Raw genomic sequence first — 13,813 nt, 5'->3', positions numbered from 1 at the left:
CATGGCCAATATGTTTGCCGTAATTCTGGCATTGGTGACGCTGGTCACGGGGATTGTCTGGTGTTTGGAACGCTTTGTCTGGGCACCTGCTCGCCGGAAAAAATTTGCTGCTATGAGCGGTGCCGATCTGGCAGATAGTGCTATTTCATCGAAAGCCATTCAACAACCTGGGTGGATTGAGACGATAGCGTCCGTTTTCCCGGTAGTGGCTTTGGTACTGGTCGTGCGCTCCTTCATTTATGAGCCGTTTCAAATTCCATCCGGTTCGATGATGCCAACGCTGTTGATCGGCGATTTTATTCTGGTGGAGAAATTTGCCTATGGCATTAAAGAACCCTTCACGCAGAAAACGTTGATCGAAACGGGGCATCCGAAGCGTGGCGACGTGGTGGTATTTAAATATCCGTCCGATCCCAGAGTGGATTTCATCAAGCGCGTGGTTGGCGTGCCGGGCGATCGCGTCAGCTATAACCCGATAACCAAGCAGGTAACGATTCGTCCATCCTGTCAGGGGCAGCAGGCGTGTGATACGGCACTGGCGGTCACATACAGTAATGTGCAGCCTAGCGATTTTGTGCAGACTTTCAACCAGCCTGGAGGGGGATCGCGTGGCGGTTTTTACTCGGTGCCGGCTAATGACAACAGCGTGGAAGGTGTCCGCATGGGCGCGCGCAAAGAGTCATTAGGCAATGTCACGCATAATATTCTGTTAGTACCGGGCCAGCAGGATCAGCTCGGTGGTTATTACCAGCAATCGCAGCAGCAGCTTGCGACGTGGGTTGTCCCTACTGGGCATTACTTCATGATGGGTGATAACCGAGACAACAGTCTGGATAGTCGCTATTGGGGCTTTGTGCCGGAGAGAAATCTGGTCGGTAAAGCTACCGCTATCTGGATGAGTTTTGAGAAACAGGAAGGTGAATGGCCTACCGGTGTTCGTTTGAGTCGCATCGGCGGTATTCATTAATCAAAGTAAGCATTAACCAAAACAAGATACAGGCAGCATTCTGATGCTGTCCGTTGTAGAATATTTTCCGAAACGTTTTTTTGAAAGAACGGGCCCTAAATAATGCGAATTGCAGGACAAAACGTTGCCATTTACACCGCTAACGTACATGCAATGCGAAGTATGATGGGCTGAAAGGCAGGCTCCCTTATGGGAGCCAATGCAAACGAAACAGTTTTGACCGAATTGGTAAGCAGGGCTGTTCCGTATGCTGCTGTTTTTGACGCATCGTTGATCTATTGGTAACACATGAATCCCATCCTGATAAATCGTTTACAAAGAAAGCTGGGCTATACTTTTCAGCAGTACGAGCTTTTGTTACAGGCGTTGACACATCGCAGTGCCAGCAGCAAACACAATGAAAGACTCGAATTCCTGGGTGACTCCATCCTGAGTTTTGTGATCGCTAATGCGCTGTATCATCGTTTTCCCAAGGTTGATGAGGGAGACATGAGCCGGATGCGAGCCACTCTGGTGCGGGGTAATACTCTGGCAGAAATCGCGCGCGAATTCGAACTGGGAGAGTGCTTACGCCTAGGCCCCGGTGAGTTAAAAAGCGGTGGTTTCCGTCGCGAATCGATATTGGCTGATACAGTCGAAGCGCTGATCGGTGGCATTTTCCTCGACAGTGACATTCTGAATATCGAACGTTTGATCTTAAATTGGTATCAAACGCGCTTGGATGAAATCAGTCCCGGCGATAAGCAAAAAGATCCGAAAACGCGGCTGCAGGAATTTCTGCAAGGGCGTCACTTACCTTTGCCAACCTATCTGGTGGTACAGGTTCGTGGGGAAGCACACGATCAGGAATTTACTATCCACTGTCAGGTGAGTGGCTTTAGTGAGTCGGTCATTGGTACTGGATCGAGTCGTCGTAAAGCCGAACAGGCTGCGGCTGAACAAGCGTTGAAAAAACTGGGGCTTGAATGAGCGAAATACAGACACACTGCGGTTTTGTCGCGATTGTTGGTCGACCAAACGTCGGAAAATCGACGTTATTGAATCAATTACTGGGGCAGAAGATCTCTATTACGTCACGTAAGCCCCAGACGACGCGGCACCGCATTATGGGTATTCATACTGAAGGGCCTTATCAGGCGATTTATGTGGATACGCCGGGGCTGCATATTGAAGAAAAACGAGCGATTAACCGCCTGATGAACCGTGCGGCTAGCAGTTCGATTGGTGACGTTGAGCTGATCATTTTCGTTGTTGAAGGTACACACTGGAACGACGACGATGACATGGTGTTGAATAAGCTGCGCGATCAGAAACTTCCCGTGCTGTTGGCGATCAATAAAGTCGATAACGTCACGGATAAGACTAAGCTGCTGCCGCATATCCAGTTCCTCAGCCAGCAGATGGACTTCCTTGACGTTGTCCCTATCTCTGCGGAGAAGGGTACGAATGTCGATACGATTGCCAGTATTGTGCGTAAGCACTTACCGCAGGCAACACACCACTTCCCGGAAGATTACATCACCGATCGTTCACAGCGTTTCATGGCATCGGAAATTATCCGTGAGAAACTGATGCGTTTCCTAGGTGAAGAATTACCGTATTCCGTGACGGTCGAAATCGAGCGTTTTGTGACTAACGAGCGCGGTGGTTACGACATCAACGGTCTGATTCTGGTTGAACGTGAAGGCCAGAAGAAGATGGTCATTGGCAACAAAGGCGCCAAAATTAAAACCATCGGTATCGAGTCTCGTCAGGATATGGAAGAAATGTTCGAGGCTAAGGTACACCTTGAACTGTGGGTCAAAGTTAAATCCGGCTGGGCAGATGACGAGCGTGCCCTGCGTAGCCTGGGTTATAGCGAAGACTTGTAAGGTTCACGCCGATGGAAGGCTGGCAGCGCGCATTTGTCTTGCATGGGCGACCTTATAGTGAAACCAGCTTATTGCTGGATCTGTTCAGCGAAAGCGATGGTCGAGTTCGTGTGCTTGCCAAAGGCGCACGAGCCCGCCGCTCTAGCTTGAAAGGTTGCTTACAGCCTTTCACTCCGCTGCTGGTGCGTTGGGGCGGGCGGGGAGAAGTGAAGACATTGCGCAGCGCCGAACCCGTTTCGCTGGCATTACCACTGACTGGTTCGATGCTGTATAGCGGTTTATATGTTAATGAACTACTGTCTCGTGTGCTGGAGCATGAAACCAATTACTCCGCTCTTTTCTTTGACTATCTCCATTGTTTACAACATCTTGCTGCACAAGATGCTTCCCCAGAACCGGCATTAAGGCGCTTTGAATTAGCGTTACTGGGCTATCTGGGATACGGCGTCGATTTCCTACATTGTGCCGGCAGCGGTGAGCCCGTGGCAGACACCATGACCTATCAGTATCGAGAGGAAAGGGGATTTATTGCCAGTCTGGTTGTCGATAATAAAAGCTTTACCGGACATGAATTACGCTCGCTGGCATCACGTGAATTTCCTGATACTGGAACACTAAAGGCAGCAAAGCGTTTCACCCGCATCGCGTTAAAGCCGTATTTGGGCGGAAAACCGCTGAAAAGTCGTGAGCTGTTTCGACAGTTTGTTCCTGCTGCTAATTTGTCCAAACCCACTTCTTCTGATAAATAATCCCCCTCCGTCAGTACCCCGATGCTGCGACATCGGTGTAAACTCCCACGTACCGTGCATGACTTTACCGAGGATTTATCATGGCTGAACTGTTGCTTGGCGTTAACATTGATCACATCGCGACACTGCGTAATGCGCGTGGAACGGCGTATCCCGACCCCGTTCAGGCGGCTTTTGTTGTCGAACAGGCTGGCGCGGATGGCATTACGGTACATTTGCGTGAAGATCGTCGCCATATCACTGATCGTGATGTGCGGATACTGAGAGAGACGCTCCAAACTCGAATGAATCTGGAAATGGCTGTCACGGAAGAAATGCTGAACATCGCCTGTGAGGTGAAGCCGCATTTTTGCTGTCTGGTACCAGAAAAACGCCAGGAAGTGACGACCGAAGGCGGCTTGGATGTCGCAGGGCAACAGGAAAAAATTGATAACGCGGTAGCCAGACTTAGCCAGGCTAACATATTGGTTTCGCTATTTATCGATGCAGATAAACGGCAAATTGATGCCGCCGTTGCCAGCGGTGCACCTTATATTGAAATCCATACGGGAGCCTATGCCGATGCTCCCGATGATGAAACTCGTCAGCATGAGTTCGAGCGCATTCGCGATGCTGCAACTTACGCCGCTGCGCAAGGGCTTAAAGTCAATGCCGGTCATGGTTTGACGTACCATAACGTTCTGCCTATTGCCGCGCTGCCGGAAATGCACGAATTAAATATCGGGCATGCCATTATCGGGCGTGCAGTAATGAGCGGTCTGAAGGATGCGGTTGCCGAAATGAAGAGCCTGATGCGGGAAGCTCGCCGCTGATGGCAATCCTTGGGCTTGGCACCGATATTGTCGAAATCGCCCGTATTGATGCTGTTATTGAACGTTCAGGCGAGCGATTGGCTCGCCGTGTTCTGACGGATGCTGAATGGGCGCGTTATCAGCAGCATCAGCAGCCAGTTCGTTTCCTTGCCAAACGTTTTGCCGTGAAAGAAGCGGCTGCAAAAGCTTTGGGTACGGGAATTCGCAACGGGCTCGCGTTCAACCAGTTTGAGGTTTTTAATGACGAACTGGGTAAACCTTGTCTGCGTTTTTTTGCTAAGGCGGCAGAGTTGGCGGAACAGATAGGCGTTAAACACGTACATGTGACGTTGGCTGACGAAAGACGCTATGCCTGTGCGACAGTGATTATCGAAAGCTAAGCCCCGTCACCGGATGCTCAAATCCTGTCGGCATGGTGCATGAGCACATATTTTTCCCACAACTGCTCATTGCCTTCAATATGATTTGGATCTTTGACGATCGTATTGTCAATTGGACAAACTTTCTGACACGTCGGTGTGTCGTAGTGACCAACGCACTCTGTGCAGAGCGTGGTATCAATTTCATAAATGTCCATGCCCATGGAGATGGCCTGATTAGGACACTCGGGCTCACACATGTCACAGTTGATGCATTTATGGGTGATGAGTAACGCCATGATGTTCTTCTACCTTACAAACAGGGCGCAGATTATACCCGTTGACGCCCGTTTAGACACGCGTAACTGTGATTGATGGATAATATACTGACGAATCGGCCTCTGCTGTCTTTGACGTACTCTCCCCGTCGAGGCAATTTTCTGCGACCTTCATGTGTTTTCGAAGACCTTCAGCATGCGGCTGAGTGGCTGTATAAATAGTGAGGTTACAGGGTAAAATTACCATCTGTTCGTTAAATTGGTTTTATGTATATGCTTTAGACTGCGTAAATCAGCCAGTGCGACTGTGTTTATTGGGTTTTAATTTATTGATTTACAATTTAAATAAATTTAGTTGTGATATTGAACCACTTATTTTTGTAATATCATGGGCATTGATTTAATCGGTATTGCTGATTAAGTTTGCATCTGGAGAGTCGATGACGGTGCATGCCCATATGATATAATTTTATAACTAATAGTGTCAGTTTAATGGCGGAACTCATCGTGAAGCAGGAAGGTCACCTTAATCAGTTTGAAGCTGGATTTTTCCAACAGGAAAACGCGGAGCCGTTAGGCGCTGATTACTGGCACCAATGTCAACGGCGGTATACTTTTCAGCCCATTTATCGAACATCTGGTAAATTAATGGCTATTGAGTTACTGACCTCCGTTTTTTCTCCGACCCTGCCGCAAAAATTCATCTCTCCTGAAAAATACTTCGCCAATATTGATGTTGAAACCCGCCTGTTAATTATTGTAGAACAATTGCAACTTTTGTCTCAATGGAGTTTTCGATTTACTCGTGACGATCTTTTTGCTTCCGTCAACATAGATGGCATGACGTTATTGGCATTACAAAATAATCTGGAAGCCAAACGCCTGATCGCGCAAATGCCTTGGATTCGTTTTGAAATGGTCGAAAATCAAGGGGGACTGCCGAAAGAAGTGCTAACCAGACTCCCAGAGGCACAAACACTGTGGTTGGATGATTTTGGCTGTGGTATGGCGAATTTTTCATCATTGATGCTGGCTCAGTATGACTGCATCAAAGTCGCGCGTGAGCTCTTTATTCTTTTGCAGCAAAGTAGTGAAGGACGAACGGTTTTTCCCGCGCTGATCGCCTTGCTATCACGTTTTTGCAATTATGTGGTGATTGAGGGGATCGAAACACAGGAGGAATGGGCGGTTGTTCAGGCATCGCATGCTTATGCTGCCCAAGGTTACTATCTCTCACGCCCCCAGCCATTTGAGAATTTTGAGACGTTGAAGCTCGAACTATAGGTGATAACCTGTTGTTTGGGATATCACTTTTGTCAGTAGAGTGCCACGAGACATCCTTTCTTTTTCTTCTTTCATATCAATTCATTATATTTTCTAATGATTTGCAATCGTATAAAAAATCGACTCATCGGCAACATCACCTTCCATTTTTTCTGTTGAAGCAAAATGCTGTTTTTGTTTTATTTTTGTTATTTAACTCTTATTTTATTTGTTATGACAGTGTTTGATTTCAATAAAATGAGAAAAGGAGGTGTGGGAAATTTTGCATCAAATTATGACATATATCATCAGGCGTTTGAGTTAATGATTTTATTTTTTTATTTTAATTATTTGATTTTTAATGGTAAAAAAATATAATGTTCACTCCTAACGATCAAAAATCATTTTGTGATAGATTTTATTGATTAAAACAATGATACTTATTGGTATAATTGATTTGCTTACAAAAAATTGACGTTCAAAATATATCTCCATATACCTCTAGGAATATTCTTTTATTCCATTAGAAAAGCTTATAACTCGAACAATTACTACTATTAAATTAAGATACTCTTTTGAATTTGCTGTTTTTATCTGCGCACAATCATATGCGGGGGCTTTATGCTGACGTTGCTATGTTTCTAAATACTCCTGCTTCATGGAGCATTTTTTCTTTTATCCTTTCTGCTCTCTGGAAATGCACCGATCCCGAAAATCGGCGGGATCGGAGTTTGTTACCGGGATTTTTCGTCATCTGCATTGTGATTTGTACGATCAGGACCGCTCGGGCCTGAGGAGAGTGTTATTGTGTATGAAATTATAATAACCTTACTGTTATTGTTGTTATTGTTTTCTTCTGTGAAGAATAGAAAAATTAAACAAAAGTTTAAAACTGAGCAGAAAAAACAAGATTTTCTCAACATGACTTTTTTTGCAATGGAATATAGCCCTGCCTCAATTATGATCGCAGATGAAAATTGTGAAATTATTTACGTAAATCGTCAGTTTATTACCATGTCTGGCTATATGCCGGATGAAGTGATTGGAAAAAAAACGAATATATTAAACTCTGGCATGACCAATGCCAGCGTTTATGAAGACCTGTGGGCTACCATAAATAAAGGTAATGTTTGGAGTGGTGAGTTTGTTAACCGACGTAAAGATGGGCAACTGTATTGGGAAAAGGCCAATATTGTTAAAATATATAATAAGGCGAGTAACACGACTCAATATGTTGGCATTAAGTTAGATATCACGGAGCGGAAATCACAGGAACATCATGATAATTCATACAATCGCGCGCTGGAGCTGCTATCAAGTGGTGCGCCGCTAAAAGATATTTTGGATGCGATCATTTTCAGCGTTGAAGAAAAAAATCCTGGCCGCATTGTCTGTTCTGTACTGCTAGTTGATAAAGATAAGAAATGCCTAACGCTTGGATCCGCACCAAGCCTGCCGGGTTTTTATAAAAATGCTATTCATAATGTAAAAATTGCCGATGGTGTGGCCTCTTTTGGTACCGCCGCTTATACCGGAAAGCGTGTAATTGCTGAAGATATCTCAGTCCATCCACACTGGTCTTTATACAAAGGGCTTGCATTATATGCCGGGCTGCGTTCCTGTTGGTCTGAACCTATCATCGGTCAGAATAAAGAAATATTAGGTGTTTTAAGCGTTTACCATCGTAAAGTCTATGCGCCGACCGAAGAAGAAATTTTCTCTATAGAGAAATCGGCACAACTGATTTCGATCGCTATCGAGCGATATCATGCGATTGATATGCTGCGGCGGAGTGAGGAGCACTATCGGCAGTTGGCACACTATGACTCATTAACGTCATTGGCTAATGGCCTGACATTCGCCGAACAAATGGAGCAAGCGATCCTGTTATCTAAACAAACGGGCAGAAAAATCGCACTAATGTTCCTCGATCTTGATAAATTTAAACAGATAAACGATTCGTTCGGACATGCTGTTGGTGACTTGTTATTAAAAGAAGCGGCGGCGCGTATGCGCGGTGCGGTTCGGGATTCTGATACGGTATATCGCCGTAGCGGTGATGAATTTATTATTCTGCTTCAGGGCATTAAAGAAATTGATAATACACTTTATGTCGCCGATAAAATCCATAATGCATTGAACAAACCTTTTGAAATCAATGGTAAAAAACTGGATATATCATGCAGTATCGGTATTGCATTGTACCCAGAGCACGGTTCTGACTCTCTGACGCTGGCAATTAACGCTGACTCTGCCATGTACCAGGCTAAAGCCATGGGTCGTAGTCAAACACAGATTTATCACAGCATGAATGATCACTGATTTAGTGAAATAGATAAAAGGCGCATGGTGAGAGCGCCTTTTTATTATCTTTCTCGTAGTGCTTCTGCTTTTGCCCGAATGATTGGTTTTAACAAATAACTGAGGATAGTTTTCTTTCCCGTTATTATATCTACAGAGGCCACCATGCCGGGAATAATAAGAAGAGGTTTATCGGCTGAGCCTAAATAATTTTTATCAGTTCGCAAACGAATAATATAAAAGCTGTTCCCTTCTTTATCCGTTACCGTATCTGGGCTAATTTGCTCCAACTGACCTGTTAAACCGCCATAGATAGTATAGTCATAGGCCGTCAATTTTATTATGGCACCCTGACCAGGGTGTAAAAAGGCAATATCCTGAGGGCGTATTTTAGCTTCCACCAGCAACTTGTCATCCAGTGGCACAATTTCCACCAAATCGCTACCCGGTTGAATCACACCTCCGATGGTATTCACCAGAACCTGCTGCACAATACCGCGAACAGGGGAGACGACCAGCGTCCGGTTTACCCGGTCTTCGAGTGCCTTACCCGTGGCTTCAATTTTATTCAGATTGGTTTGTGCTTCACTGAGTTGGGATAACGCTTCGCTTTTATAGCGGCTGCGTGTCTCCTCTATTTTATTTTCACTCTCTTTAACTGCGGACTCAGCTCGGGGAATAGAGAGTTTGATGGAATCAAGTTGGCCACGGGTTTCGACCTCAGCACGGCGCAAGCGTAAAACCTCTACTTTAGAAATAGCGCCTTCTGCGATCAACGGCTCCGACATTCTAATTTCTTGCTGAAGCAGGCCCAGGCTATTGCGGAATTGAATCTCCTTGGCAGAAAAATCCCGCAGTTCCTGGCGACGTTGGATCAACTGCTCTTCCAGACCCGATACCTCATTATAAAGTTGCTGGCGGCGGCTGTTATAAAGCTCTTTTTCTCCTGCTGCGACTTTAGGCGCTTGCGTCGTAATCTCTTCGGAAAGCACCAACGCCTGACCGCTAATTTCGGCATTCAGGCGTTCAATTCGCGACAGGAGGGCAAGTCTATCGGCTTCGGTTTCACCCACGTTAGAAGCAAAACGTGTATCATCAAGGCGCAATAAAGGATCGCCTGCATTGACGATCTGGCCTTCACGAATGAACACTTCCGTGATAATGCCACCTTCCAGATTTTGGATTTTTTGCAGTCGGGAAGAAGGGATCGCTTTCCCATCGCCCCGTGTGACTTCATCAATATTCGCCAGCCCAGCCCACAGGATGAAAAACAGGAAAAAAGCACCAATAGCCCACAGCGTGAAGCGAATAGAACGTGGCGAATCCTCCGCCATTGCTCGGCTCACTTCTGGCATGGTTTGCAGATTTTCTTCATCCCCACCAACAAAATACTGTTTGATTCGTTTGATATATTTATCGAGACGCATTGATCTGCCCCTTCTTCAATGCATCCATCACGATCGCTTTCGGCCCATCGGCAATAATTTTGCCTTTATCGACAATCACTAAACGATCGACTAGTGCCAGCATGGAAACCCGATGGGTAACCAGCAACAGCGTTTTCTCTGCAATTATAGGGGCGAGAGCTTGTTTTAACCGATCTTCGCTGGTGTTATCCATCGAACTGGTGGGTTCATCAAGCACCAAAATTGGAGGGTCGAGCAATAGCGCTCTGGCTATTGCGACAGCCTGACGCTGCCCGCCAGAGAGTTGTTGCCCGCGTTCACCGACCTGAAGGTTGTAGCCATCGGGGTGCAGGCGTGCAAACTCGTTCACCCCTGAAATTTCTGCCGCTCTTAGCATGGCTTCATCTTCGACATAGCGTGCGCCGCTAATAAGGTTATTGCGCAGCGACCCGCTGAATAACTGAATATCCTGAGGAACATAGCCGATATTGTGGCGTAAATCGCTGACATCCAACTGACGAGCATCAACCCCGTCGATCAGAATATTACCGGTATTGGGCTGATAGAGGTTCACGATTAGCTTTTGCAGTGAGCTTTTGCCTGAACCGCTGCGGCCAATGACGCCCACTTTCTCGCCAGGAGCTATGGCCAGACTGATACTTTGCAGCGAACTGGTTTTTTGTTCCGGGTAATTGAACGTTACATCGCGAAATTCGATCCCACCTCGGATACTTTCGCGCTTCAGCGGATGTTCGTTATCGCTACGTTCTTGTGGTAGCTGCATCATTTGTTCAGTGGTTTGCATCGTCAAACGCGCCTGCTGGTAACGGCTGACCAGACCAGACAGTTGGCCCAAAGGCATGAGCGCTCTGCCGTTCAGCATGTAACAGGCAATCAGCCCACCCATGCTGAGTTTGCCGTTAATCAGCAGGTAGACGCCGACAACAATCATAGCCACGCCAGCAAATTGCTGGAACCATTGCGTCAGGTTTACCGCCAGTGAAGACAACGCCTTCACCCGCATTTCCAGCTTGCTCAGGCTGCCAATCGTCTGTTCCCACTGGTGCTGCCGCTCGCTTTCTGCATTATTAACTTTGATTGCATCCAGACAGCTCAACGTTTCGATCAGCGTAGCCTGTCGTTCACTGGCAAGGTGCATCGTTTTTTCAATCGTGGCAGACAGCGGTTTTTGCATTGCCCAACTCGCCAGCAGGGCGATAGGGTAGGCCAGAATGGAAACCCAGACCAGCGGGCCGCCGATGATACCGATAACTAACAGCAGAAGCAGCGTAAAGGGAAAATCGATCAGCGTCGTCAGCGTCAGTGAGGATAGGAAATCTCTGAGTGACTGAAATTCATGAATATTTTGCGCAAAGCTACCGACTCGCGGTGGCCGAGCCTTCATCGACATGCCGGTGATACGTTCAAATAACGTGGCAGAAATAATCAGATCGGTTTTTTTCCCCGCCATATCAAGGCAAATGCCACGCAGCGTTTTGAGTATCAAATCGAAAACAAAAGCACCGGTAACGCCGATGGCCAGCACCCATAATGTCGCCGTTGCTTGATTAGGCACAACCCTGTCATAGACATTCATCACGAAGAGCGGCGTGGCCAAGGCGATAATGTTCACCAGCAAACTGGCGAGGATGGCATCGAGATAGAGCGAACGTGAAAGCTTAAGCGTATCTCTAAACCAGGATTTGGTATGGGGGATCAGCGACGGATTTTGCAGATCGAACTGATGGCGGGGTTGAGCGAACATCACTAAGCCAAGGTAATTCTGTTGCAGCGTATTATGCTCAACGGAAATTTCCCCGCCTTCTGTTTCACTGGGCATCAACCGTGCACTGCCATCGGCGTTCCAGCCTAACAGAATTGCTGCTCCTCCTTCCCGTAACAGCAACATCGCTGGGAGTGACATCTCAGAAATTTTATTCAGGGAGCGTTTGAGAACGCGCCCCTGTAATCCTGCGCGAGCCGCAGCTCTTGGGAGTAATTTTACGGACAATCGCTGGTTAGCTAAGGGCAAGCCAGCGGTGAGTGTGGTACGGCTGACGGATTTCCCCTGTAAGGTACAGAGGATCAGCAAACCATCTAATAAAGGATCATCATGACGGCTGCGAGGGTCACTATTTTCATGGACGATGGGTTCATGAACGGTAGGCTCATGGGTGACCGATTCATCAGAGCCCTTCGTCTCTTGTACTGAATGCAACTTCATTTAACTGAACGTTCCCTTACGCAACGTAATTCCCTCGCATATAAACCATAATTTATTGCTGGCTGACTAATGAAATATATTAATTAAGGCTTGGTAACTCTGCTTGGCTTGTCACATTTGTCAAGCTGGTACCCGCATCAGGCGCTGGGATCGCTAGACGATTCAATAGCTCACCCATACGTGATGTGATCCGGTATTCGGTATAAAGGGCGATAAAGCGGACCTCGACCAAACGCCTCTGGGCGGTGAACAGTTCGTTTTCACTATCCAGCAAGTCCAATAGCGTCCTTTCTCCCAGACCAAATTGCTTCTGATAGGCCGTACGTACTTTCATACTACGGTCAGCGTATTCGGCGGCAATCGGAACCTGCTGACGTGCGTTGTTTAGCGCTGACCAGGCTAGTTTCAGTTCTTCATTCAGTAGGCGCAGGGCATTATTTCGGACATCCTGTGCTTCTTTTATCTGATAGGCTTTAGATTCCATATTGGCCTTGCTGCTACCGCCCTCATACAGGTTATAGCGCATCCGCAGCATCGCCTGCCACTCATTGTTTTGGCCGCGCGTCCCATCAATGTTGTTATTCATTGTGCGAGAGAGTTCAACGTTGAGACGTGGATAAAAGGTTGATTTTGATGTTTCATATTGCTGCTGGGTGGCTTCAATGTCCGATTCTGCGGATTTTAGTGCCGGGCTATTTGCCAGCATGATGCGCTGTGCTTCTTCCAACGAGGAGGGGATTTTTATCGCGGAAGCATCGGGTATCACCAAATTCTCAGGTACTTTCCCCACAACGCTCATGTAATTGATTTTGGCATCATCCAGATTGGTTTTTTCTGTCAATGTATTGTTGCGTGCTTGTGCCAGACGTGCCTCCGCCTGATCCAGATCGGCCAGCCTTCCGACGCCTTGCTCACTGCGCAGCCTTATTTGATCGTAAATACGCTCATGGCTTGCGAGGTTAGCTTCTGCTAAACGGACGAATTCCTGACGTTGCAGCACATTAATATACACCTGAACGGTATTTAACGCCGTCGCCTCACTGGTGTTTAATACTTTATAGGCGCGTGAATTGACCGTGGCACGCTGTCTGCCAACTTCACTCGAGGTGGCGAAACCATCAAAGACCGTCTGATTTAGAGCGATACTTGATTCCTGGCGGCTGAGCTCCGTGCGTTTATTGGCGCTTGCACGCGTAGAAGGGCTATCGGTTTCTTCGCGGCCAACGCCTGCATTCAGCGTGATGGAAGGAAGATATCCGCCTTTTGCTGCACGCAAATCATGTTCGGCAGAAAAACGGCTATTAATGGATGCGTTTACTTCAGGATGTGTATAGAGCGTATTTTTTATTGCTTCCTGGAGCGTCTCGGCATATGTCGCTGTGGAAAAAAAGGTAATAAAAGGTAATAAAGCAAAACGGTATCTACGTATCATCAGCAGTTTCCTTCACAAAACTTTATTTGTGATTATTCCTATTAAAGTGTTTGAGTGTTATATGAACATTTAACGAATTTATTTTTTTTATTCCTTTAATATCACTGCGTTAAAGTCCTTTCTGAAAGGCTCAGTAAAAGGTGAAATAATA

General features: G+C 46.7%; 12 protein-coding genes. 8 read left to right on the top strand and 4 right to left on the bottom strand.

Annotated elements, in window-relative coordinates:
* The first annotated feature begins 1 nt into the window (after nt 1).
* The 6 genes from lepB to acpS all read left to right on the top strand — a co-directional run bounded on the left by lepB (nt 2) and on the right by acpS (nt 4,779).
* Nucleotides 2-967, top strand: coding sequence for a signal peptidase I (gene lepB / locus A7983_RS02240; RefSeq protein ID WP_005973576.1), 966 nt, complete (start codon nt 2-4; stop codon nt 965-967).
* 288 nt (nt 968-1,255) lie between these two features.
* Entirely contained in the window at nt 1,256-1,936 is a 681-nt protein-coding gene (gene rnc / locus A7983_RS02235; RefSeq protein ID WP_005973577.1) for a ribonuclease III, read from the top strand.
* Complete coding sequence (gene era / locus A7983_RS02230; protein ID WP_005973581.1) at nt 1,933-2,838, top strand: GTPase Era; 906 nt, start codon at nt 1,933-1,935, stop codon at nt 2,836-2,838. The genes rnc and era overlap by 4 nt, the downstream gene beginning before the upstream one ends.
* Before the next feature lie 11 nt (nt 2,839-2,849).
* The gene (recO, locus tag A7983_RS02225; RefSeq protein WP_005973583.1) at nt 2,850-3,587 is read left to right on the top strand and encodes a DNA repair protein RecO; all 738 of its coding nucleotides are present in this window, start codon (nt 2,850-2,852) and stop codon (nt 3,585-3,587) included.
* 80 nt (nt 3,588-3,667) lie between these two features.
* Nucleotides 3,668-4,399, top strand: coding sequence for a pyridoxine 5'-phosphate synthase (gene pdxJ / locus A7983_RS02220; RefSeq protein WP_005973585.1), 732 nt, complete (start codon nt 3,668-3,670; stop codon nt 4,397-4,399).
* Entirely contained in the window at nt 4,399-4,779 is a 381-nt protein-coding gene (acpS, locus tag A7983_RS02215; RefSeq protein WP_005973587.1) for a holo-ACP synthase, read from the top strand. Before pdxJ ends, acpS begins: the two co-directional genes overlap by 1 nt.
* A 17-nt stretch (nt 4,780-4,796) precedes the next feature.
* Here acpS and A7983_RS02210 read toward each other — a convergent pair whose 3' ends face one another.
* Entirely contained in the window at nt 4,797-5,057 is a 261-nt protein-coding gene (locus A7983_RS02210) for a YfhL family 4Fe-4S dicluster ferredoxin (RefSeq protein WP_005973589.1), read from the bottom strand.
* Nucleotides 5,058-5,528: 471 nt separating this feature from the next.
* Here A7983_RS02210 and pdeH point away from each other — a divergent pair, with 471 nt between their 5' ends.
* Together pdeH and A7983_RS02195 are read left to right on the top strand one after the other, a co-directional pair.
* A complete protein-coding gene (gene pdeH / locus A7983_RS02205; RefSeq protein ID WP_152413557.1) occupies nt 5,529-6,320 on the top strand; it encodes a cyclic-guanylate-specific phosphodiesterase in 792 nt (263 codons plus the stop codon).
* Between the two features lie 786 nt (nt 6,321-7,106).
* Nucleotides 7,107-8,621 (top strand): sensor domain-containing protein, encoded by a 1,515-nt coding sequence (locus A7983_RS02195; RefSeq protein ID WP_005973593.1) that lies wholly within the window; start codon nt 7,107-7,109, stop codon nt 8,619-8,621.
* Between the two features lie 44 nt (nt 8,622-8,665).
* Here the strand turns inward: A7983_RS02195 and A7983_RS02190 are convergent, their stop codons facing one another.
* The 3 genes from A7983_RS02190 to A7983_RS02180 form a co-directional block, all read right to left on the bottom strand.
* A complete protein-coding gene (locus A7983_RS02190; protein ID WP_005973596.1) occupies nt 8,666-10,027 on the bottom strand; it encodes an HlyD family type I secretion periplasmic adaptor subunit in 1,362 nt (453 codons plus the stop codon).
* Nucleotides 10,014-12,230: a type I secretion system permease/ATPase gene (locus A7983_RS02185; RefSeq protein ID WP_005973599.1), complete on the bottom strand. Its 2,217-nt coding sequence runs from the start codon at nt 12,228-12,230 to the stop codon at nt 10,014-10,016. Before A7983_RS02185 ends, A7983_RS02190 begins: the two co-directional genes overlap by 14 nt.
* Before the next feature lie 79 nt (nt 12,231-12,309).
* Complete coding sequence (locus A7983_RS02180) at nt 12,310-13,662, bottom strand: TolC family outer membrane protein (RefSeq protein WP_005973601.1); 1,353 nt, start codon at nt 13,660-13,662, stop codon at nt 12,310-12,312.
* Nucleotides 13,663-13,813: the final 151 nt, after the last annotated feature.

Source organism: Pectobacterium wasabiae CFBP 3304 (genome assembly GCF_001742185.1).
In the GTDB taxonomy this organism is placed as follows: domain Bacteria; phylum Pseudomonadota; class Gammaproteobacteria; order Enterobacterales; family Enterobacteriaceae; genus Pectobacterium; species Pectobacterium wasabiae.
Note: the sequence above shows the minus strand (reverse complement) of the source record. Positions and strands in the feature narration are given on the sequence as shown.

Coding starts and splice junctions, on each gene's coding strand:
- lepB (WP_005973576.1), top strand. CDS start 2: ATGGCCAATATGTTTGCCGTAATTCTGGCATTGGTGACGCTGGTCACG.
- rnc (WP_005973577.1), top strand. CDS start 1,256: ATGAATCCCATCCTGATAAATCGTTTACAAAGAAAGCTGGGCTATACT.
- era (WP_005973581.1), top strand. CDS start 1,933: ATGAGCGAAATACAGACACACTGCGGTTTTGTCGCGATTGTTGGTCGA.
- recO (WP_005973583.1), top strand. CDS start 2,850: ATGGAAGGCTGGCAGCGCGCATTTGTCTTGCATGGGCGACCTTATAGT.
- pdxJ (WP_005973585.1), top strand. CDS start 3,668: ATGGCTGAACTGTTGCTTGGCGTTAACATTGATCACATCGCGACACTG.
- acpS (WP_005973587.1), top strand. CDS start 4,399: ATGGCAATCCTTGGGCTTGGCACCGATATTGTCGAAATCGCCCGTATT.
- A7983_RS02210 (WP_005973589.1), bottom strand. CDS start 5,057: ATGGCGTTACTCATCACCCATAAATGCATCAACTGTGACATGTGTGAG.
- pdeH (WP_152413557.1), top strand. CDS start 5,529: ATGGCGGAACTCATCGTGAAGCAGGAAGGTCACCTTAATCAGTTTGAA.
- A7983_RS02190 (WP_005973596.1), bottom strand. CDS start 10,027: ATGCGTCTCGATAAATATATCAAACGAATCAAACAGTATTTTGTTGGT.
- A7983_RS02185 (WP_005973599.1), bottom strand. CDS start 12,230: ATGAAGTTGCATTCAGTACAAGAGACGAAGGGCTCTGATGAATCGGTC.
- A7983_RS02180 (WP_005973601.1), bottom strand. CDS start 13,662: ATGATACGTAGATACCGTTTTGCTTTATTACCTTTTATTACCTTTTTT.